This window comes from Streptomyces sp. NPDC020845, assembly GCF_044334165.1.
Classification (GTDB): domain Bacteria; phylum Actinomycetota; class Actinomycetes; order Streptomycetales; family Streptomycetaceae; genus Streptomyces.
In genome coordinates this window covers 1-20,304 of sequence record NZ_JBIRSJ010000034.1, presented here as the reverse complement: position 1 = coordinate 20,304, position 20,304 = coordinate 1, and the positions used below count along the sequence as shown (strand labels likewise).

Annotated in this window: 17 protein-coding genes and 1 pseudogene; 11 read left to right on the top strand and 7 right to left on the bottom strand. The window is 70.5% G+C overall.

What is annotated here, in order from left to right; translation table 11 throughout:
• Nucleotides 1-200: 200 nt before the first annotated feature.
• Both ACH4U7_RS50615 and ACH4U7_RS50610 read left to right on the top strand, forming a co-directional pair.
• Entirely contained in the window at nucleotides 201-977 is a 777-nt protein-coding gene (locus ACH4U7_RS50615) for an SDR family NAD(P)-dependent oxidoreductase (RefSeq protein ID WP_398534527.1), read from the top strand.
• Nucleotides 974-1,564, top strand: a complete 591-nt coding sequence (locus ACH4U7_RS50610) for a hypothetical protein (protein WP_398534526.1) — start codon at nucleotides 974-976, stop codon at nucleotides 1,562-1,564. Before ACH4U7_RS50615 ends, ACH4U7_RS50610 begins: the two co-directional genes overlap by 4 nt.
• Here ACH4U7_RS50610 and ACH4U7_RS50605 read toward each other — a convergent pair.
• On the bottom strand, nucleotides 1,537-1,893 hold the full coding sequence (locus ACH4U7_RS50605; protein WP_398534525.1) for a TetR/AcrR family transcriptional regulator C-terminal domain-containing protein: 357 nt from the start codon (nucleotides 1,891-1,893) through the stop codon (nucleotides 1,537-1,539). The two genes, ACH4U7_RS50610 and ACH4U7_RS50605, sit on opposite strands and share 28 nt — an antisense overlap.
• Before the next feature lie 47 nt (nucleotides 1,894-1,940).
• Between ACH4U7_RS50605 and ACH4U7_RS50600 the strand changes: the two are divergent.
• Nucleotides 1,941-2,108, top strand: a pseudogene (locus ACH4U7_RS50600) (multicopper oxidase domain-containing protein); the annotation flags it as partial.
• 220 nt (nucleotides 2,109-2,328) lie between these two features.
• Here the strand turns inward: ACH4U7_RS50600 and ACH4U7_RS50595 are convergent.
• Genes ACH4U7_RS50595 through ACH4U7_RS50585 form a run of 3 tightly spaced genes read right to left on the bottom strand, consistent with a single transcriptional unit; the run spans nucleotide 2,329 to nucleotide 4,148 of the window.
• Nucleotides 2,329-2,898, bottom strand: coding sequence for a class I SAM-dependent methyltransferase (locus tag ACH4U7_RS50595; protein ID WP_398534524.1), 570 nt, complete (start codon nucleotides 2,896-2,898; stop codon nucleotides 2,329-2,331).
• 12 nt (nucleotides 2,899-2,910) lie between these two features.
• On the bottom strand, nucleotides 2,911-3,801 hold the full coding sequence (locus ACH4U7_RS50590; protein ID WP_398534523.1) for a M56 family metallopeptidase: 891 nt from the start codon (nucleotides 3,799-3,801) through the stop codon (nucleotides 2,911-2,913).
• Nucleotides 3,798-4,148 (bottom strand): BlaI/MecI/CopY family transcriptional regulator, encoded by a 351-nt coding sequence (locus tag ACH4U7_RS50585; RefSeq protein ID WP_398534522.1) that lies wholly within the window; start codon nucleotides 4,146-4,148, stop codon nucleotides 3,798-3,800. The genes ACH4U7_RS50590 and ACH4U7_RS50585 overlap by 4 nt, the downstream gene beginning before the upstream one ends.
• 1,564 nt (nucleotides 4,149-5,712) lie before the next feature.
• On the opposite strand from ACH4U7_RS50585, the gene ACH4U7_RS50580 reads away from it, so the two are divergent.
• Nucleotides 5,713-6,813 (top strand): PLP-dependent cysteine synthase family protein, encoded by a 1,101-nt coding sequence (locus ACH4U7_RS50580; protein ID WP_398534521.1) that lies wholly within the window; start codon nucleotides 5,713-5,715, stop codon nucleotides 6,811-6,813.
• A gap of 50 nt (nucleotides 6,814-6,863) precedes the next feature.
• Nucleotides 6,864-8,111 (top strand): MFS transporter, encoded by a 1,248-nt coding sequence (locus ACH4U7_RS50575; protein ID WP_398534558.1) that lies wholly within the window; start codon nucleotides 6,864-6,866, stop codon nucleotides 8,109-8,111.
• 69 nt (nucleotides 8,112-8,180) lie between these two features.
• Here the strand turns inward: ACH4U7_RS50575 and ACH4U7_RS50570 are convergent, their stop codons facing one another.
• The 3 genes from ACH4U7_RS50570 to ACH4U7_RS50560 all read right to left on the bottom strand — a co-directional run bounded on the left by ACH4U7_RS50570 (nucleotide 8,181) and on the right by ACH4U7_RS50560 (nucleotide 11,977).
• Entirely contained in the window at nucleotides 8,181-9,341 is a 1,161-nt protein-coding gene (locus ACH4U7_RS50570; RefSeq protein ID WP_398534520.1) for an alkaline phosphatase PhoX, read from the bottom strand.
• Between the two features lie 174 nt (nucleotides 9,342-9,515).
• A complete protein-coding gene (locus ACH4U7_RS50565; RefSeq protein WP_398534519.1) occupies nucleotides 9,516-11,582 on the bottom strand; it encodes a hypothetical protein in 2,067 nt (688 codons plus the stop codon).
• 44 nt (nucleotides 11,583-11,626) lie between these two features.
• Nucleotides 11,627-11,977: a hypothetical protein gene (locus ACH4U7_RS50560; RefSeq protein WP_398534518.1), complete on the bottom strand. Its 351-nt coding sequence runs from the start codon at nucleotides 11,975-11,977 to the stop codon at nucleotides 11,627-11,629.
• Nucleotides 11,978-12,114: 137 nt separating this feature from the next.
• Between ACH4U7_RS50560 and ACH4U7_RS50555 the strand changes: the two genes are divergently transcribed.
• The 6 genes from ACH4U7_RS50555 (at nucleotide 12,115) to ACH4U7_RS50530 (ending at nucleotide 20,129) form a co-directional block, all read left to right on the top strand.
• Nucleotides 12,115-12,681, top strand: coding sequence for a hypothetical protein (locus ACH4U7_RS50555; protein ID WP_398534517.1), 567 nt, complete (start codon nucleotides 12,115-12,117; stop codon nucleotides 12,679-12,681).
• Between the two features lie 93 nt (nucleotides 12,682-12,774).
• Complete coding sequence (locus ACH4U7_RS50550) at nucleotides 12,775-15,243, top strand: ATP-binding protein (protein ID WP_398534516.1); 2,469 nt, start codon at nucleotides 12,775-12,777, stop codon at nucleotides 15,241-15,243.
• A gap of 305 nt (nucleotides 15,244-15,548) precedes the next feature.
• Entirely contained in the window at nucleotides 15,549-15,638 is a 90-nt protein-coding gene (gene kdpF / locus ACH4U7_RS50545; RefSeq protein ID WP_009326374.1) for a K(+)-transporting ATPase subunit F, read from the top strand.
• Between the two features lie 8 nt (nucleotides 15,639-15,646).
• A complete protein-coding gene (gene kdpA / locus ACH4U7_RS50540; RefSeq protein WP_398534515.1) occupies nucleotides 15,647-17,311 on the top strand; it encodes a potassium-transporting ATPase subunit KdpA in 1,665 nt (554 codons plus the stop codon).
• On the top strand, nucleotides 17,308-19,455 hold the full coding sequence (kdpB, locus tag ACH4U7_RS50535) for a potassium-transporting ATPase subunit KdpB (RefSeq protein ID WP_398534514.1): 2,148 nt from the start codon (nucleotides 17,308-17,310) through the stop codon (nucleotides 19,453-19,455). The genes kdpA and kdpB overlap by 4 nt, the downstream gene beginning before the upstream one ends.
• Before the next feature lie 5 nt (nucleotides 19,456-19,460).
• Nucleotides 19,461-20,129, top strand: a complete 669-nt coding sequence (locus ACH4U7_RS50530) for a potassium-transporting ATPase subunit C (RefSeq protein ID WP_398534513.1) — start codon at nucleotides 19,461-19,463, stop codon at nucleotides 20,127-20,129.
• Nucleotides 20,130-20,304 lie beyond the last annotated feature (175 nt).

Here is a 20,304-nt window from a genome sequence, read left to right as displayed (position 1 = left end):
TGCCTTCTGCGGGCACTCCCTAGGCCATGCGGGAGAGGGAGGCCCGACCTGTCACAGCGTTGATCGGTCTCACCTCCTCGGTCGGCAGCGGCGCACGGCGGCCCCGAAGGTATCACGCGGCCTGATTCGACCTCTTGGCACGCCCAAATAATTCATTTTTAATGCGATGAGTTGTCGGTGCCGCCCCCGCAGGAGTCCTTGTGCATCCCACACCCACCTCGTCCCCCGGACGCCTCGCCGGCCGGTGTGCGCTGGTCACCGGTGCGGCCTCCGGGATCGGCGCCGCCACGGCCCACCGGCTGGCCGCCGAAGGCGCCCGCGTTCTCGTCGCCGACATCGACGAGAAGGGAGGCGCGGGGGTGGCCGCGGCCATCCGGGACGCCGGTGGCAGCGCGCACTTCCAGCGCTGCGATGTCTCTGACGAGGCGTCCTGGGCGCTGGCCGTACGGTCGGCGCGCGAGGCGTTCGGGCCCGTGCACGCGCTGGTGAGCAATGCGTACGCCGTCCATGTCGCGGCGGCCCACCGGACCAGTGCGGCCGAGTGGAACCGACAGCTTGCCGTGAGCCTCACCGGGTCGTTCCTCGGTGTGCGCGCCTGCCTGGACGATCTGATCTCGACGGGCGGCAGTGTGGTCCTCGTCTCCTCGGTGCACGCCCTGGTGGGACTGCCCGGCCGGCCCGCGTACGCCGCGGCGAAGGCCGGGCTCACCGGGCTGGCGCGGCAGTTGGCGGTCGAGTACGGCGGCCGGATCCGGGTGAACAGTGTGCTGCCGGGACCGGTGCTGACCAAGGCGTGGGAGGGCATCGGCGAAGCGGACCGGCGGGCATCGGCTCGGGAGACCGCCGTGGGGCGCCTTGGCCGGCCCGAGGAGGTCGCCGCGGCGGTCGCCTTTCTCGCCAGTGACGACGCTTCGTTCGTGACCGGCGTCTCGCTTGTGGTCGATGGCGGTTGGAGTGTGCTCAAGAACTCCTCGTGAGCCGCGGCAGAACTCCTCCTGAGGCCCGGCCGGGTACGCCCTGTACGCATTTCCGGGGCTTTGCGGCAGAGTCGGGATCCAACCCGCAGATCGCCGATGACATCCGCGTTGGCGGCACCCTCACCCGCTGGGCCCCTACCCACGGCATCGACCCCCTGCCGCACGGCACCCGGCTCTCCGCGCGGGCCGCCACCGCCGTCCGCGAGCTGGAAGCCGTGCTGCGCCACGCCGAACACCTCGGCTACCTGGTCGCAGCCACCTGGCCCCAGGACCGCCCCGGTGGCCTGGACTTCATCCTCGGCAAGGACGACCTCCCGCGCGTCCAGGCCCGCGCCACCCACCTGGCGAACACGGTGCCCGTCGCCCTCAACGGAAAGGTCGACAAGCGCGCTGCCCGCCCCGGAGGAAGACGCCGTGGCCAAGCAGGAGGCGCGGACTGGCCCGGCTGCACGAGCGAGCGGGCGATTGAGCCCGCGCGGGGCCGGGCCGGTTGCCCATTCGGGTGTGACGCCGTAGAAACCGCGGCAGGGCAGCGGGAACGCCTGAGCGCTCGGGTTCACTACGGCCGCATGGGGTGCGGTGCGTAGTGTCCGAGGAACATGTCGACGCCGTTGGTGGTGAGGCGGTCGGTGAGGTCCTCGTCGATGTCGGCGCCGTAGGCGCTGAAGGCGAGGTGCGGGAAGACCAGGAGCGAGTACAGCTGCAGGATGGGCGCCTCGATGTCGGGGATGTCGAGTCGGCCCTCCTCGTCGAGTCTCCGGAGTGCTTCCGCTACGGCGGGATGGTGGCGTTCCGGGCCGGATTGATGCCAGGCGCCGCCGAGTTCGGGGAAGCGGTGCAGCTCGCGGGCAACTACGTTCCGCAGAGCGACGATGTCCGGGTCGGCCGAGATGCCTTTCACCCAGGCCCGGGCCACGGCGATCAGAGCCTCCCTCAGGTCGTCCGAGTCGGTCAGCCGGCCGCTACCAGCTCGGGAGGGCCGGCCCCCGCAAGGACACCGCGATCGTGCTGCCGAAGAAGAAGCTGTCCGTGGTCTTCGATGCCGACAACCCCGGCCAGTGGATGCTGCACTGCCACAACGCCTACCACGGCGAGGCCGGGATGATGGCGCTGGTGGCCTATCGGGCCTGAGCGTCGACGCGTCGGGTGCTGGGGGACGGAACGGTCCTCCAGCGCCACTGTCTCGCGGCGTCGCACAAAGCCCGCGCCGATGCCTACGGTCGAAGCTTACGGGCGACGCCGATGACGCACGGAGAACTGGGCGTGGCGCGGCCGTTGATGAGGAAATCGAAGTGCCGCGCACGCTCGACCGTGGATCCTGCGGTACCGATGGCCGCTTCGGTGTTCCGGGTCAGGTGGCAGCCGCCACCCAGCAGTGGCCACACCACATTGGCGATCCGTCGCCGTCCGGCCAGGCCTGGGCCGCGTCGATCGGATGTGCTCGTTGGAAGTACAGACATCCGCCCGGCCGCAGGACGCGGGCGGGCTCGCCGAGCGCGGCGGGCACATCGGCGATCGTGCACAGGACGAGTGAGGCCACGACCCCGTCGACGGAGGCGTCGGGTAGGGGCAGCGCCTCGGCCCGCCCCGCGCGGATCGCCACGGGCACCGGACACTCGGCTGCCGCACGCCCGACGAGCGCGCGCAGCCGGGGTTCGGGCTCGACGGCGATGACCTGTTCGACCGTCCGCGGGTAGTGCCGGAAGTTGGCACCGGTCCCGGCGCCGATCTCCGCAATCGTGCCGGTGGCGTCGGCGAGCAGTTCGGCGGTGTTCCAGTGCGCCGTGGGCTTCGGCGAAGGCGTTGATCTTCGGGTGGACGCGGGCGAACAGCGGGTGCCCCACCTGCTTGAGTCGGTGGGGCATGGTGGCCATGGCGTCGACTCCTTTCGGGGCGTGTCGCGCGCCAATCCATCACGCATCCATAGTAGTTACTATCTTGCCGTAGTAGATGAGTTCAGTGACCTCGTCCTATGCAGGCCAGCGGCGTTGCCGCGATCATCCAGGCGGAACCGATGACCGCCCATGCGTAGAGCGTGGCCCCGACCGCGGTGAGCCTGTAGGCGGTCGGGGCGCGCGACCCGTGGCGGCGGATGGCCCTCCAGTTGGGGGATCCGTGCGGCGAGCAGGTCACGGCCTCCTATCCCCGCGGCGGGGGTGACGGATGCCCACCGGGGCGCGTCGTCGGCCTTCGGCAGCGCCCCCGCCACGGCACTGGTGCCGCAATGCGCCACCGCGCAGCGGTCCGCCGCCAGTTCGCGGTCGGCGGCAATTGCCGTCCGCAGATGGTCCAGTCGCGGAAGCGTGAAGTATCGTGCCGTCAGGGAGTCGACTACCAGCGCTCTGAGCGGATCGCGGCCGCGAACGTGTTCGGCCTCGTGGGCCGGCACCGCGCGCAGTTCCACGGGTGTCGCCGACTCCATGAACCCGCTGCTGAGCACGGTCCGGAGGCGTAGCGGCCCGTAGGTGAACGCGAACCGGTCGCTGTCCTCGATCATGTCCACTCGGGTGGTCAGCCCCGCCTGCCGGGCGGTGGCCGTCAGGCCCGGGGCGTCGACGGCCGCGGCGCGGATCTGACGGTCGATGGCCCGAGTGGCACTCACCCCGCGCCACAACTGCCGGACGGACCGCACGACTCCGGCCACCGACAGGGCGAGCAGGGTCGCGCCTGCCCACGTGGCGCCCGACCGCAGGTCGGCGCCGACCCCGTGGTGGGTGATCTGCCAGGCCAGTGCCATCGTGAGGCGGCAGCCGAGGTAGGTCACCGCTCCCTGGGCGGCTGCGGATGTGGCGATCAGAAGCCAGAACGCCCGGTTGCCGCTCACGGGGACTGCTCCAGCAGCCGCCGAAGGCGATCCCGCAGCTGCGGATCCAGCGACGCCTCGGCGGCGAAATGCGTGACTGCGGCGTCCCCGTGGGTCCGCAATACCTCCCGGACGGCGACCGCGGCCTCGTCCGCGACGGCTGCCGTATAGGCGTAGCCACGCCCCTGCGGGGCCCGGTTGAGCATGCCCTTCTCGGCGAGGCGGCTCATCACCGTCATCACTGTGGTGTAGGCCAGTGGCTGGTCGCGGTCCGCGTTGAGCCTGCCGAGCACCTCACGGACCGTCATGGGCGCCCGAGCCTCCCAGCACACCCGCATGACCGCGCTCTCCAGCGCACCCAGGGCCATCGCGAACACCCCTCCACGACGTGGTCTACTACGTCAGGGTAGGACGTGTGCGGCCGTGTGGGTCGCTGGAGGGGTGATCGGAGTCGGTGGGCGACTCACCCAAAGTGCGCGCTTCGCGCCCCCGGCGGCCACCACGGTCCGGCGTCCGGCCGACAGCTCGGTGCTGCTGGGAAGTCCGGGGCCTGGAGCGGGATCAGCCTCCTGACCATCGCGTGTCGGGCGGATTCAGGGGCTGCTGTGAGTAAGCAATTCCGTTTGCTGCGCGGACAAGTTGGCGCGAAGTTTCTGGGGTGTTTCTCGGGCACTCCCGCAACGGTGCTAAGGTCACGGCATGGTTACGGCTCGGTCGCTCTCCGCTACGCCGCGGTCCCGCCCCTCGGGGCGCGCGCTGCGCCTGCTGTGGGTGGCCGCGCTCCTGTTCGGGTTGGTGTACGCGCACGGCGTGAGCCCGGAAAGCGTGACGAGACACCTCTCCTCCGCCACGGTGAATCTGGGTGTTTCCGTAGGCCAGGGTCCTGCGGTGACGGCACCGGTCGCCGCTGAGAAGGCTTTTGACAGCGGTCTTGCGGTGCGGGATCACCGCGACGGCGGCCACGGCTCTCCCCACCCGGCACATGAGTGTCTGATTGCCCAGCCACAGCACGGTTCCGGATTGGTGGCTCCCTGCCCGGCATCGCTCGGCCGGTACTCGGCGCCCCTGGTGGCGCCGATCGAGGCGGTCGGCCCGGCCCCGTCGTCTTCGGCCGGGTGCCCATTCAGGGACTCCGCTGTCTGCGCGGTGCTGCAGATCTAGGCTTCGCCGCGCCGCCGACCGGTCGGGATGGGCCCCGTATGCGCCCACCCGGCTCGGCGCCGCCGATTCACGCCGCCCCGACCTCTCATAACGCGCCGCTCAAGAGCGCCGATCCAGGGATGTCCGAGGCGCTGTCACCTCCTGTCCACTCCTGCTCACTGCCCACTTCCGCCCGCGGGGCGGGGGCGGTGCCCCACGCGGAGGAACTGTTGCCGCCCCACCCCCATGCCCGCCGTGCCCTCTCACCGGGCTCGCCGTGGTACCGCCGTGTTGTCGCCCTCCTGTTATGCGGGTTGCTGCTGACCGCCCTCGACTGCGCCGGCCCGCACCAGGAGCCAGACCACCCGCGCGCCCAGGCGCAGACCGCCTCCGGGCCACCAGCGGCAGCCGCGACGTCCACGCGTCCGGACACCCCCGAGATGGTGCACGGCGCCGGTTCCTGCGCTCCACTCGGCCTTGCCGGCCTGTCCACGCCGCGGTCTCCGGCGCCGCCCCGCGATCTGGCCGCGACCGCCGGCGTGGTTCCGGCACCGGCCACGGCGCCCTTCCTCACGGCGGTGCGGGCCCGGGAGGAACGCGTCGGCAGAGCGCTGTCCGGGGCCTCCAGACTCACCGTCGTCTGCCGGTGGCGCATTTAGGCCATGCCCGCCACCGCCGTCATGCCGCCGTACGCGAGCGAGCCCCAGAACGGGGAGGCGCGCCGCGGTTCCGGCCGTGACGCGGTCAACGACGACCTGACACTTTTTCACGCTCTGCGAAGAAAGCGCGAAGATGCAATCCTCAACCACTACCGACACCGGTACGCTCACCGCCAGGTCCGCCATCTCCGGGCTGGTCGGCAACACCCCGCTGCTGCGGGTGTCCGAGCCCCTCGCCCCGGCCGGCCGCGGCTTCTGGGCCAAGCTGGAGGGCTTCAACCCCGGCGGCATCAAGGACCGCCCCGGGCTGCACATGGTCGAACGGGCCCGGGCCCGTGGCGATCTGCGGCCCGGCGGCCGGATCATCGAGTCCACCAGCGGCACCCTGGGACTGGGGCTCGCCCTGGCCGGCATGGTCTACGGCCACCCGGTCACCCTGGTCACCGACCCCGGCCTGGAGCTGTCCATGACGCGGCTGCTGACCGCGTACGGCGCCCAGGTCAATGTCGTCTCCGAACCCCACCCCACCGGCGGTTGGCAGCAGGCTCGGCGCGACCGTGTCCAGCGCCTGCGGGACCAGCACCCCGGATCATGGTGTCCGGACCAGTACAACAATCCCGACAACGTTGCCGCCTACACACCACTCGCGCTTGAACTGGCCTCCGAACTCGGCCACATCGACGCGCTGGTGTGCAGCGTCGGCACCGGTGGCCACTCCGCCGGCGTCTCCCGGGTCCTGCGGCAGCTCTACCCCGAGCTGAAGGTCATCGGGGTCGACACCATCGGCTCGACGATCTTCGGCCAGCCCGCCAGGCCCCGCCTCATGCGCGGGCTGGGATCCAGCATCTACCCCCGCAATGTGGCCTACGACCAGTTCTCCGAAGTGCACTGGGTGGCCCCGGCGGAGGCGGTGTGGACCTGCCGTCAGCTAGCCGCGTCCCACTACGCCACCGGCGGATGGAGCGTCGGGGCGGTCGCCCTGGTGGCCGGCTGGCTCGCCCGGACCAGCCCCGCGGACACCCGGATCGTGGCGATCTTCCCCGACGGTCCGCAGCGCTACCTCGGGACGGTCTACGACGACGACTACTGCGCCGCCCACGGCCTGCTCGATGCACCCCCGGCACCCGAACCCGAGGTGAACGGCAGCCTCGACGAGAAGGAGGCCCTCCGCTGGACCCGGTGCGCCACCGTGGTCGACCCCCTCTCCCCGCACCACGAGGAGGAGGGCCGGTGATATCGCTGTTCTCGCAGGTGCGTTCGTATGAGCGCAGCGTCCGGCTGTTGATGGTGAACCAGTTCACCATCAACCTGGGCTTCTACATGCTCATGCCCTACCTGGCCGCCCACCTGTCCGGAACCCTCGGACTGGCCGGCTGGCTGGTTGGGCTGATCCTGGGGGTGCGCAACTTCAGCCAGCAGGGCATGTTCCTGGTCGGCGGCACCCTGGCCGACCGGTTCGGCTACAAGCCACTGATCATCGCCGGATGCGTGCTGCGCACCGCCGGCTTCGCGGCCCTCGGGCTCGTGGACTCCCTGCCCGCGCTGCTCGCCGCCTCGGCGGCCACCGGGCTCGCCGGAGCGCTGTTCAACCCCGCCGTACGGGCGTATCTCGCCGCGGACGCGGGGGAGCGCCGGGTGGAGGCGTTCGCACTGTTCAACGTCTTCTACCAGGCCGGAATCCTGCTCGGCCCGCTGGTGGGCATGGTGCTGACCGGCATCGACTTCCGCGTCACCTGCCTCACGGCCGCCGCGGTCTTCGCCGTACTCAGTGTCGTCCAGATCCGCGCGCTGCCGCCCCGCCGGGCCGACGACGCCCGGGACGGCCGGGACGCTGCGCGCGAGAGCGTGTTGTCGCAGTGGCGGGACGTGGTGGCCAACCGGCCCTTCCTGCTCTTCTCCGCCGCCATGATCGGCTCGTACGTCCTGTCGTTCCAGGTCTACCTGGCCCTGCCGCTCGAGGTGCGCCGCCTCGGCGGCCAGGGCGAGGCCGGGGCGGCGGCAGTGGCGCTGCTGTTCGCCGTCTCGGGCCTGAGCACCATCCTCGGACAGACGAAGGTCACGGCCTGGTGCAACGCGCGGATGGCACCGGGTCAGGCGCTGGCTTGGGGGCTGTTCACCATGGGCGTGGCCTTCCTGCCACTGCTGCTGGCGACGGCCGTGCCGGAGCCGGAGGGTGGTGCGGGCCGCTGGTTGCTCGCCGCCGTTCCGCCCGCGCTTTCGGCGCTGTTGCTCGCCTTGGGGACGATGATCGCCTACCCGTTCGAGATGGACACCATCGTCCGGCTCTCGGGTGACCGGCTCGTCGCCACCCACTACGGGCTGTACAACACCATCTGCGGGGTCGGTATCACCCTCGGCAACCTGCTCACCGGCGCCGCGCTGGACGCCGCTCGCGCGGCCGGGATGTCCGCGCTGCCGTGGTGCGCGCTGCTGACGCTGGGCCTGGCGTGCGCCGCCGCGCTGTACGGGTTGCACCGCACCGGCCGCCTCGCGGCAGTGCCCGCTCCCCGGGCACGAACCGCGGCGGCCTGACGGGCCACAGCCGGGAAACGGAGCGGCGGAGGGTCCACGGACCCTCCGCCGCTCCTCGCCCCGTCCCCGTCAGCGGCGGAAGGGGCCGGTCACCTCGTAGGTGATACCGCCCGAGGAACTGCCGCTTGTGCCGCGCTGGCTGGAGAAGTACAGCCGGGTGCCGTCCGGGGAGAAGGCCGGGCCGGTGATCTCCGAACCGGACTGGCCGTTGATCCGCAGGAACGGGGCCACGATGTCGTCCGGTGTGATGATGCAGATCTCCATGTTGCCGCCGTCCTCGGCGACGAACAGGTCACCGGAGGAGGAGCCGGTGACGTTGTCCACGCCGGTCAGCGGGGCGGAGCCGGGGTTGACCAGGGAGTCGTCGTAGGCCAGCTCGTAGGTGCTGTTGCTCAGGTTGAGCTGCCAGACGCGGTTGTCGCCCTTGGTGGTGAACCAGACGGTGTCGCCCGCGTAGTGGCAGCCCTCCCCACCGTTGAAGACCTTGGCGCTGGAGACCTGGTCGCGGGTGGCGGTGGGAGAGCCGTCGGGGTCGGGTACGTTCGTCCAGCTGAACGACCCGGAGGCGGCGGTGCCGGCGACCAGCACCTGAAGCGTGCCGGAGGACAGATCGCCCCAGGTGGCGGGCACGAACCGGTAGAAGCAGCCGTCCGTCTCGTCCTCGGTCAGATAGATCACCTTGCGCACCGGGTCGGCCGCTGCCGCCTCGTGCTTGAACTGGCCCATGGCGTCGCGGCGCGTGGCGGCCTTCACGCCCCAGGGGTCGGTCTCGTAGACGTATCCGCGGCTGACCTCTTCACAGGAGAGCCACGTCTGCCAAGGGGTCGCGCCGCCCGCGCAGTTGTTCTGCGTATTGGACAGGATGCGGTGGGCGCCGGTGATGGCGCCGGAGGAGTCGAACTTGACGGCGCCGACGCCGCCACCAGTGCTGACCTCCGAGTTGGAGACGTAGATCCAGCCCGTGCCATCGGCGAAGCAGGCGCCGCCGTCGGGGGCGTTGTGCCAGGTGTAGGAGGTGCCGGAGACGACCTTTCCGGAACGGGCGATGACTCTGCTCGTGAAACCAGTGGGCAGCTGGATGGCGTTGGCGTCGGCCGCACCCAGCGCTCCGTAGGGGCCGGGGCCGTTCTGGGCGGGGGCCGCGTAGGCGGCGCCGCGCATCAGGGTGCCGCCGAAGGCCGCGGCCGACGTGCCGATGACTGCTCCGCGCAGGAAGGTACGACGTTCCACTCTCACTCCTGAGGGTGTGTGTGCCCGCCACCGGACGGCGACGGGGCCGCGCTCAGGGACCTTAGAGAGGCGAGGTGGATTGTCCATGGACGACCGATGACGAGGGTGTGAGACGCCACACAACGGCTGAAAGTCATCGCCTGCTGCCACGGCCGTAGTTGCCTCACCGAGGAGTCACTGGGCACCCGCCAGGCCCTTCGCCCGGCCGTTGCCGTCGTATGCCGCGCCCCCGATGTCGTTCCACAGCACATACGGGTCGTCCGCGCTCGGCTGGCCCGGGTTGGCCCTGGCCCATTCGTCGGCGAGCGCCGCCAGCTGGCGTTCCCGCACCGTGAAGGTCTCGTTGTTGTCGTCGCTGAGCTTCTGGTGGATCCGTTCCTGTTCCTCCTGTTGCCAGGCGTACGCGACCATGTCGACCCCGCGCTGGGCGACATCTCCGACGGCGGGGATGAAATTGGCCGCGCCGCCGAAGAGGTGGTAGCCCCATTTGGCCTTCCACGAGGGGTCTTCCTTGTCGGTCTGCAGCGCCAGATAGCGGGCCTCCTCCAGGAACCCGATCGTATGCCCGGCCCGCAGCAGCGTCTCCCGCGGATCGCCGGGGCCGCCGGCGTGGATGTCGTGGACCATCTCGCGGTTGATGCCTTCGTTGAGGACTCCGTACGCGTCCTGGTCGCGGGAGACCTGCTTGACCACCTCCAGCAGCTGCCCGCGGTCGAGCGGGCTGGACTCGGGGTCGAGGGCGCTGGCGGCGCGGTGCACCTCGTCGCCGTGATTGGCGAGGACCTTGGCCACACCGTCGCGCAGCTCGGGCGGAAAGCCGTCCCCGGTCTGCGCGAGATACCCGAGCGAGCGCTCCAGCACCCGCTGGTGGTCGGCGGTGTGCTCCACAAAGGGCGCGTGTTTGTCGTCCGGGTCCAGGCCCGTGGCCGCGGCGAAGAGCGCCGCGCCCGTGGCGTCCCGGCTCGCGACGGGGCCCTCGGGCAGGCCGTCCGGGAAGGCGAGGCGGTCCTTGAGGAGGTACTGGGCGTTGTCCTGTGGTGCGGTGGCGCCGAAGAACTCGGTGGCGGCATCGGGGTGGTGGCTGAGCGCCTTCAGGAAGCCGGTCATCGGATCGCGGCCGAAGTCGTTGTCGGCGCCGAAGTTGAGGTGGTTGTTCTGGACGAGCGGCCCGTTCCAGAAGTTCCGCGGCACCTTCATGGCCTGGTCCGTCCTGACCAGGGCGGTGCCGTAGTCGTTGAGGAACCGCTTGTCGTACACGCCGTCGCGCATCAGATTGCTCATGACCTGGAAGCCGTAAGCCTGCTGATGATCGGGCAGGTCGAGCACCTGCGGGCCGAGGGCGATGACCTCGCTCTTCCATGCGCGCATCCGCGGGCTGTCGCCGTGCGACACCTGTGCCAGCATCAGCCCGAGGTGTTTCTGTATCTCGCCGAGCTCCTTGAGGCGCGTGTCGCTGGGGCGCGGGGACTGGCGCGGGTCGGTGATGCCCGCGTAGAAGGTGAGCGTGCCCCTGGCGCCGAGGCCGGTGGCGAAGCGCTCGGCGAAGACCGGGTCGTCCCTGTTGGCCGCGAGGAGCGAGTCGAGCCGGGCCAGCTGGGCGTCGGTCAGCGAGGCGCCTTCGGCGGCCAGGGCGAGGGCGGCGTCGGCGTCCTCGGTGGCCTGCTCGCGGTCCTGGCGCCGGTAGTCGTCGAGGGAGGTGTAGCGGTCGCTGCCGAAGTCGTACGGGTGCCCGGCGAGGATGTCGTTGAGCGCCCGCGCCACCGTCTCGTCGGCCTCGGTCGCCTGGTCGACGGCGTGCTTGATCCGCCCCCGTACGGCGTCCAGGGTCTCGGCGGACGGGCCGGGGTCGGTGTTGCCCTCGCCGCGCCGGTCGGGGTGCAGGGAGCGGGCGACGACACCGTCGGGCCAGATCGTCACCCCGGTGGGCGGGTGGTCCGCGATCTGCCGCAGTGCGTCCTTGGCGGCGGTGAAGGCGGCCAGCGCGTCGCGCAGGATGTCGCGGATGCTGGTGGCCTGGGTGAGGGCGTCCTGGAACTCCTTGGCGGTCTTGTCGACGAACGGCCTGGTCACATCCGCGTTCGCGCCTTCCCAACGGGCGGTGTCCGAGCGGGCCTTGAGCCCGTACCTGGCCTCGTCGGCCAGCTCCTCCAGCTTGGTGATCATGGCCGACCAGTCGTCGACCGCATCGTTGAGCCTGCTCAGACGCGCGTGCAGGATGTGCTCGAACGTCAGCTGGGTCATCCCCGTGTCCCTCGTGGTCTCGTTGTTCTCTTGTTTCGGCTGCGCTAGCGGTAGTACTCGGCGATCCGGGACGGGGTCATCAGCCGCTGGTGGACGTCGTGCAGCCCGGTCGCGATCGTGGTGTCCTCGTCGCCGTAGCGCTCGGTGGAGTAGCCCAGGTGGTTGGAGATATGCGCACACGCCTCCAACAGCGTGTCCACCTGCGTCTGCCAGGTGTCCGCGACCTTGGTGAGCGCGGCCCCGGTCGCGAACCGGTCTTTGTCGAGCTCGGCTCCCGCTGCCTTGCTGTTGACCTTCGCATGCCCGCCGGCCGCGTGCAGCCCTCCGTACAGCTCGTACGCGGCGTGGCCGACCCGCCCCAGGTCGTCGTGGCCGGCCACCAATCTCGTGATCATGGCAGGACACGCTACGCAGCGCAGTCGGGCCCGGGCGTCAGGGCCGTGCCAAAGAATGGCGCCGCGGCGTAAGGACGGCGTCAGGGCCGGTGCACGGCCCGGGGCCGGCACGGCGCGCCGTGCCTAACGTGAGCCGCATGGAACGGCGAACAGACCGGTCCGCCACCACCCCCGGCCGGTGGCGCGCTGGGCGACCAGGACCCGACGGCACCACCGGCGACCGCCACTGGCGGCTGGACGCCCGGTGCGCCGGATGGTGTGCGCTGGGATTCGCCGTGCTGACGCTCCTGCTCGACTGGGGTTCGGGCGGTCTCACCGTGGCGCGCGCCGACCTGTGGGCCGTGCTGGGGGTGCTGGTGTTCGCCGTGCTGCGTCCGCCGCGGGTGAGCGCGGGCGACGGATGGCTCGCGGTGCGGGGGCTCGTATGCTCGCGCCGGGTGTGCACCGATGCCCTGGTCGCGGTACGGCTGGACGGCAGCATCGCCACCCGCCTCGTCCTGCGGGACACCGACGGCCACTCGGTGGCCTTCGACCCCAAGGTCCTCCTGGCCAATCCGCTGCTGTGGCACCAGCTGGACGCCGGAGCCCGCCGCTCCCGTGAGCGCGGCACCCTGCGGCACGGGGAGAACGCGCTGCGGCAGCTGGGCGAGCGTATCGACGGTGTCACGGCCCGGGATGTGCTCAGGGCCTCCGGGCTGGAGTAGTCGTCAAGGCGGTGTCAAGCTCTCCGCGAGCCGCGCAAGGGAAACGTCAAGATCCACCTCCCGGTGCCCGGGCCGGCGCTTTGCTGAGGGCTGATGAATGACGTACGCCCCGGACGGCTCAAGGTCTATCTCGGGGCGGCCCCCGGCGTGGGCAAGACCTATCGCATGCTCGACGAGGGCCGCCGCCGGGCGTCGCGCGGCGCCGATGTGGTGGTCGCCTTCGTGGAGTGCCACGGCCGGCCCCGTACGGAGGCGATGCTCGACGGCCTGGAGGTCGTGCCGCGCGCCCACCGCGGCTACCGCGGCGGGCGGTTCCAGGAGATGGACCTCGCCGCGGTGCTGGCGCGCCGCCCCCGGGTCGCGATCGTGGACGAGTTCGCGCACAGCAACGTCCCCGGCGGCCGTAACGCCAAGCGCTGGCAGGACGTCGAGGAACTGCTCGCCGCGGGCATCGACGTCATCACCGCGGTCAACATCCAGCATCTGGAGTCCCTCAGCGATGTCGTCGAGAAGATCACCAGAGTGCCGCAGGGCGAGACCGTCCCCGACGAGGTCGTCCGGCGGGCCCAGCAGATCGAGCTGGTGGACATGGACCCCGAGGGGCTGCGCCGGCGGATGGCGCACGGCAACATCTACGCCCCCGAGAACGTCGACGCCGCCCTCGCCGACTGCTTCCGGCCCGGAAACCTGACCGCCCTTCGGCAACTCGCCCTGCTGTGGGTGGCCGACCGAGTGGACGAGGCGCTTCAGACGTACCGCACCGAGCATGGGATCGGCCGGGTGTGGGAGACCCGGGAGCGGGTGGTCGTCGCGCTCCCCGGCGGGCCCGAGGGGGACACCCTGATCCGGCGGGCGGCGCGGATCGCCGACCGGTCCGCGGGCGGCGATCTGCTCGCCGTGCATGTGACCCGCAGCGACGGGCTTGCCGCCGGTTCCTCGCACGCCTCGCTCGCCCGGCAGCGGCGGCTGGTGGAGGACCTGGGCGGCAGCTACCACTCGGTGGTCGGTGACGGCGTCGCCACCGCCCTGGTCGAGTTCGCCCGGGCCGAGCACGCCACCCAGCTGGTGCTGGGCACCAGCTGGCGCGGCCGGATCGAGCGGTTCCTCGGCGAGCGCGGCACCGGCGAGACGGTGGTCGGGCTGTCCGGGGACATCGACGTCCACATGGTCACCCATGAGCGGGCCGGCCGCGGCAGGCTGCTGCCGTCCCGGCGCAGAACCCTCAGCCCGGCCCGCCGGGTCGCCGGTCCGGTGGCGGGAATGGTCCTGCCGGTGCTGCTCACCGTGCTCCTCGACGGGGCGCGCGACACGCTCAACCTCACCAGCGAGGTGCTGCTGTTCCTGCTCACGGTGGTGGGGGTGGCCGGCATCGGCGGGGTGGCCTCGGCGGTGATCGCGTCGGTGACCGCGTCACTGCTGCTGAACTACTGGTTCATCCCGCCGATCGGCGCGTTCACCCTCGACGACCCCAACGCCATGATCGCGCTCACCGTGTTCGCGACCGTCGCCGCCACCGTCGCGGGCGTGGTCGACCGGTCCCTGCGGCTCTCGCGCCGCTCGGCCCGCGCCACCGCGGAGGCGGAGACCATGTCGTCCCTGGCCGGGACGATCGTACGGGGCGAGGCGACCATTCCGGCGCTGCTGGAGCGTACCCGGGAGACCTTCGGCATGGGGTCGGCGGTCCTGGTCCGGGAGCAGCCGCCCGATGAGGACGGTGTGACAGCCGTGGCCACGGGCCCCGGCGCCTTTCTCGTGCTGCACGGCCGCGCCCTCCCGTCGTCCGAGCGGCGCGTGCTGGCCGCGTTCGCCGCGCATGTCGGCGCGGCCGTCGAACGGGCCAGGCTCGCCGAGGCCGCGGCCGAGATCGAGCCGGTCAAGGCCGCCGACCGGATGCGTACGGCGCTGCTGCGGGCCGTCGGGCACGATCTGCGTACGCCGCTCGCGGCGGGCTGGGCGGCCGTGACCTCGCTGCGCAGCCGGGACGTGGAGTTCTCGGACGAGGACCGCGAGGAGCTGTTGGCCACCGCCGACGAGTCCCTGGCCAGGCTGAGCCGGCTCGTGGAGAACCTGCTGGACCTCAGCCGTCTGCAGGCCGGCGCCCTCGCCCTCCACCTGCGCGCCACCACGCTCGAAGAGGTGCTTCCGGCGGCGCTGGCGGACATCCCCGGTGTCGAGGTGCGGGACCTGGAGGAGATTCCGGCCGTTCTGGCCGACCCGCCGCTGCTGGAGCGCGTGGTCGCCAACCTCGTCGGAAACGCCGCCCGCCACACTCCGCCCGGCGGCAAGGTCGTGCTGACCGCAAGCGCCCACGCCGGCCGGGTCGAGCTGCGGGTCGTCGACCGCGGCCCCGGTCTGCCGCAGGTTGGCCGGGACCGGATCTTTGAGCCGTTCCAGCGGCTGGGCGACACCGACAACACCACCGGACTCGGCCTGGGGCTGGCTCTGTCCAAGGGGCTGACCGAGGCGATGGACGGCACGCTCGTCCCGGAGGACACCCCCGGCGGCGGCCTGACGATGGTGCTCTCCCTGCCGTTCGCGGGGCGCGCGGCGTACTCCCGCTAGGGCCTGGCTCCGCACCGCGTGGGCCACCGGTGATCCGTCGGTCGCGGCTCCGGCCGCCCTGACGACCTCCAGGCCCGTAAGGGATGCGTCAAAGCCGTACGGGCGGCCGTAAGGGAGCCGTCAACGGCGACGGAAACCAGCCACAAAGGCGATTTGCTCTCCTCAATCGATGCATCGGTTTATCGAATCGTCAGATTTTCGTCCGAACCTCACTAGGAGCTCGCGATGGCCGACGTGGCCTTCGTCGTCACCACGATCGCGTTGTTCACGCTCGTGGCTCTCGTCGCCAAGGGGGTGACGAAGCTGTGACCGCCGAGAACGTCGTCGGCCTCGTCGTGGCCGTCGCCCTGCTGGGCTATCTCGTCCTCGCCCTGATCTTCCCGGAGAGGTTCTGAGCCCCATCATGAGTCCCGTCCTCGCCGGCGTGCTCCAGCTCCTTGCCCTCATGGGGGCGCTGGCGCTCGTCCACCGTCCCCTCGGCGACTACATGGCCAAGGTCTACTCCACCGACAAGCATCTGCGTGTCGAGAAGTGGATCTACAAGGGCATCGGCGCCAATCCGAACACCGAAATGCGCTGGCCCGCGTATCTGCGCGGCATCCTCGCCTTCTCGGCCGTCTCGGTCCTCTTCCTCTATCTGCTGCAGCGGCTCCAGGGCTCGCTGCCCGGCTCGCTCGGCTTCGCCTCCATCGACCCGGACCAGGCGTTCAACACGGCCGCGTCGTTCGTGACCAACACCAACTGGCAGTCGTACTACGGCGAACAGGCCATGGGCCACGTCGTACAGACCGCCGGGCTGGCCGTGCAGAACTTCGTCTCGGCCGCGGTGGGCATGGCGGTGGCCGTGGCGCTGGTGCGGGGCTTCGCCCGCTCGCGCACCGGTGAGCTGGGCAACTTCTGGACCGACCTGGTGCGCGGCACGATCCGCATCCTGGTGCCGGTCGCCGCGATCGCGGCGGTCGTCCTGGTGTCGTGCGGCGCGATCCAGAACTTCTCCGGCATCCATGAAGTCGGCCAGTTCATGGGCGGTTCGCAGCAGTGGAACGGCGGTGCGGTCGCCTCGACGGAGGCCATCAAGGAGCTGGGTACCAACGGCGGCGGCATCTTCAACGCCAACAGCGCCCATCCGTTCGAGAACCCCACCCCGTTCACCAACCTCTTCGAGATCTTCCTGATCCTGGTGATCCCGTTCTCGCTGACCCGGACGTTCGGCCTCATGGTCGGCTCGGTGAAGCAGGGGTACGCGATCCTCGCCACCATGGCCACCATCTGGGTCGGCTTCGTCGCGCTGATGATGTGGACCGAGTTCTCCCACCGCGGCCCGGCGCTGGAGCTCGCGGGTGGGGCGATGGAGGGCAAGGAGGTCCGCTTCGGGGTCGGTGCCTCGTCGATCTTCGCGGTGTCGACCACGCTCACCTCGACCGGTGCGGTGGACTCCTTCCACTCCTCGTTCACGGGCCTCGGCGGCGGCATCACCATGCTCGGTATGCAGCTGGGCGAGATCGCGCCCGGTGGTGTCGGCTCCGGCCTCTACGGGATGCTGATCATGGCGATCATCGCGGTGTTCATCGCGGGCCTGATGGTCGGCCGGACGCCCGAGTACCTGGGCAAGAAGATCGGCACCCGCGAGATCAAGCTCGCCGCCTGCTACATCCTCATCACCCCGGCCCTGGTGCTGATCTTCACGGCCGCGGCGATGGCCCTGCCGACCCCGCAGAACTCCATGACGAACAGCGGGGCACACGGGTTCTCCGAGATCCTTTACGCCTACACCTCCGGTGCCAACAACAACGGTTCGGCCTTCGCCGGCCTGAACGCGGACACGCAGTGGTTCAACACCACGATCGGCATCGCGATGCTGCTCGGCCGGTTCGTGCCGATGGTGTTCGTACTGGCGCTGGCGGGCTCGCTGGCGGAACAGAAGCCCGTACCGGCCACCGCGGGCACCCTGCGCACCGAGAAGCCGCTGTTCACCGGTCTGCTGGTGGGGGCGATTCTGATCATCACCGGTCTGACGTACTTCCCGGCGCTCGCGCTGGGGCCGCTCGCCGAGGGGATGGCGGCATGACCACGGACATGAAGAAACTCGAGGAACCGATGTCCACAGCCACTCCGACCCGGGCGCCGCACAGCGACGTACCCACCGGTCACCGGCCCGCCGAGGGCCGTGTCGGCGCCGGTCTGTTCGACCCCGGGCAACTCGTCAAGTCACTGCCGGACGCCATCCGCAAGCTCGACCCGCGGGTGATGGTCAAATCGCCCGTGATGTTCGTGGTGCTGGTCGGCTCGGTCCTGACGACGGTCTTCGCGTGTCTGGATCCGACCGACTGGTTCGGCTGGGCGATCAGCGCCTGGCTGTGGCTGACCGTGATCTTCGCGAACCTCGCGGAGGCCGTCGCGGAGGGCCGCGGCAAGGCACAGGCCGACACCCTGCGCAAGGCGAAGACCGACACGGTCGCGCGCCGGCTCAGCGGCTCCGCGGAGGAGCGCGTGCCCGGCACCGAGCTGAGGATCGGCGACCTGGTCGTCTGCGAGGCGGGCGACATCATCCCCGGTGACGGCGATGTCGTCGAGGGCGTCGCCTCGGTGGACGAGTCGGCCATCACCGGCGAGTCCGCACCCGTCATCCGCGAGTCGGGCGGCGACCGCAGCGCCGTCACCGGCGGGACGAAGGTGCTCTCCGACCGCATCGTCGTCAAGATCACGACGAAGCCCGGCGAGACTTTCATCGACCGGATGATCAACCTCGTCGAGGGCGCCGCCCGGCAGAAGACGCCCAACGAGATCGCGCTGAACATCCTGCTCGCGTCCTTGACGATCGTGTTCCTCCTCGCCTGCGCCACGCTGCCGCCGTTCGCCGACTACGCGCATAAGCATCTGACCATGGTCGTCCTGGTGGCCCTGCTGGTCTGCCTGATCCCGACCACGATCGGCGCGCTGCTCTCCGCGATCGGCATCGCCGGTATGGACCGCCTGGTCCAGCGCAATGTGCTCGCCATGTCCGGGCGGGCCGTCGAGGCCGCCGGTGACGTCTCCACACTGCTGCTCGACAAGACCGGCACCATCACGCTCGGCAACCGTCAGGCGGCGGAGTTCGTACCGGTGCGCGGCACCACAGAGGCCGAGGTCGCGGACGCCGCGCAGCTGTCGTCGCTGGCCGACGAGACCCCCGAGGGCCGTTCCATCGTCGTCCTCGCCAAGGAGAGGTACGGGCTGCGCGAACGGCACCAGGGCGAACTGGCCGACGCCGAGTGGATCGCCTTCACCGCCCAGACCCGTATGTCGGGCGTCGACGTCGACGGCAGAAAGGTCCGCAAGGGCGCGGCCGGCTCGGTCATCGCCTGGGTCCGGGAACAGGGCGGTACGGTCGCCCAGGACGCGGATCAGATCGCGGGCCGGATCTCCGAGGCGGGCGGTACGCCGCTGCTGGTCGCGGTCCACGATGCCGCTCCGAACGGGAAAGGCGACGCCCGGATTCTCGGCGTCATCCACCTCAAGGACGTCGTCAAGGAGGGCATGCGCGAGCGGTTCGACGAACTCCGCCGCATGGGCATCAAGACCGTCATGATCACCGGCGACAACCCGCTGACGGCCAAGGCCATCGCCGAGGAGGCAGGCGTCGACGACTTCCTCGCCGAGGCCACCCCCGAGGACAAGATGGCGCTCATCAAGCGTGAGCAGGCGGGCGGCAAGCTGGTCGCGATGACCGGCGACGGCACGAACGACGCGCCCGCGCTGGCGCAGGCGGACGTCGGCGTCGCGATGAACACGGGTACGTCGGCCGCCAAGGAGGCCGGCAACATGGTCGACCTCGACTCCAACCCGACCAAGCTCATCGAGATCGTCGAGATCGGCAAGCAACTCCTCATCACCCGGGGCGCCTTGACGACGTTCTCCATCGCCAATGACGTCGCCAAGTACTTCGCGATCATCCCGGCGCTGTTCGCGGCGGTCTACCCGGGTCTGGACAAGCTCAACATCATGGGCCTGTCCTCGCCCGACTCCGCGATCCTGTCCGCGGTCATCTTCAACGCGCTGATCATCATCGCGCTGGTGCCGCTCGCCCTGCGCGGTGTGCAGTACCGCCCGGTCAGCGCCGACAAGATGCTCCGCCGAAACCTGGCCATCTACGGCCTCGGCGGGCTCGTCGCGCCGTTCATCGGCATCAAGATCATCGACCTGCTCATCTCGCTCATCCCCGGGATCGGCTGAAGGACATGAACAACTCCCTGACGAACAGCGCCCGGTTGCTGGGCGCGGGCCTGCGCGCCCTCCTCATGCTGACCCTGGTGACGGGCGTCATCTATCCGCTGGTCATCACCGGCATCGCCCAGGGCCTGTTCCACGACAAGGCGAACGGCTCCGAGATCAAGGCGGACGGCAAGGTCGTCGGCTCGTCCCTGATCGGGCAGGCCTACAACCTGCCGCTGAAGAAGGGGCAGGAGACACCGGACGCGGACCTGAAGTGGTTCCAGGGCCGCCCACAGAACGGCCTCGGCAGCAACAGCGTCAACACCCAGTACAAGCTCATCCTCTCCGGCGCCACCAACCGCTCCGCGGACAACGAAGAGCTCGTCCAGTGGGTGAAGGACGCCAAGGCCGCCGTCGCCAAGGACAACTCGGTGGCCGGCTACAAGGTCCAGCGCTCCGATGTGCCCGCCGACGCGGTGACCTCCTCCGGATCGGGCCTGGACCCGGACATCTCCCGGGACTACGCCGACCTCCAGGTCCACCGTGTCGCCGAGAAGAACGGCCTGTCCGTCGCCCGGGTGCAGAAGCTGGTCGACGACCATGTCGAGGGCCGCACCCTCGGCTTCATCGGCGAGCCCCGGGTGAACGTCCTCGAGCTGAACATCGCCCTCAAGGCTCTTGCGGCGAAGAGCTGAGGGGTTCATTCCGAAAGGTGAAAACGCGCGGGGAGTCGGCGGGCCGGACACCTTCCGGTATCGCCGACTCTCCGCGCGGCGCACACGTGGTCAGGGCTGGATGTCGAGTGTGTGGCGGGTCGGGCGTCGTGGTGTTCTGGGGCCTGGTGGGCCGTAGCCGAGGCGCAGCACCATG

Excerpts from the sequence above, each read along its gene's own strand:
- ACH4U7_RS50595 (WP_398534524.1), bottom strand. The coding sequence starts at position 2,898 with ATGCGTGATGGATTGGCGCGCGACACGCCCCGAAAGGAGTCGACGCCA.
- ACH4U7_RS50585 (WP_398534522.1), bottom strand. The coding sequence starts at position 4,148 with ATGGCCCTGGGTGCGCTGGAGAGCGCGGTCATGCGGGTGTGCTGGGAG.
- ACH4U7_RS50580 (WP_398534521.1), top strand. The coding sequence starts at position 5,713 with ATGCAATCCTCAACCACTACCGACACCGGTACGCTCACCGCCAGGTCC.
- ACH4U7_RS50575 (WP_398534558.1), top strand. The coding sequence starts at position 6,864 with ATGGTGAACCAGTTCACCATCAACCTGGGCTTCTACATGCTCATGCCC.
- ACH4U7_RS50565 (WP_398534519.1), bottom strand. The coding sequence starts at position 11,582 with ATGACCCAGCTGACGTTCGAGCACATCCTGCACGCGCGTCTGAGCAGG.
- ACH4U7_RS50560 (WP_398534518.1), bottom strand. The coding sequence starts at position 11,977 with ATGATCACGAGATTGGTGGCCGGCCACGACGACCTGGGGCGGGTCGGC.
- ACH4U7_RS50555 (WP_398534517.1), top strand. The coding sequence starts at position 12,115 with ATGGAACGGCGAACAGACCGGTCCGCCACCACCCCCGGCCGGTGGCGC.
- ACH4U7_RS50550 (WP_398534516.1), top strand. The coding sequence starts at position 12,775 with ATGAATGACGTACGCCCCGGACGGCTCAAGGTCTATCTCGGGGCGGCC.
- kdpA (WP_398534515.1), top strand. The coding sequence starts at position 15,647 with ATGAGTCCCGTCCTCGCCGGCGTGCTCCAGCTCCTTGCCCTCATGGGG.
- kdpB (WP_398534514.1), top strand. The coding sequence starts at position 17,308 with ATGACCACGGACATGAAGAAACTCGAGGAACCGATGTCCACAGCCACT.
- ACH4U7_RS50530 (WP_398534513.1), top strand. The coding sequence starts at position 19,461 with ATGAACAACTCCCTGACGAACAGCGCCCGGTTGCTGGGCGCGGGCCTG.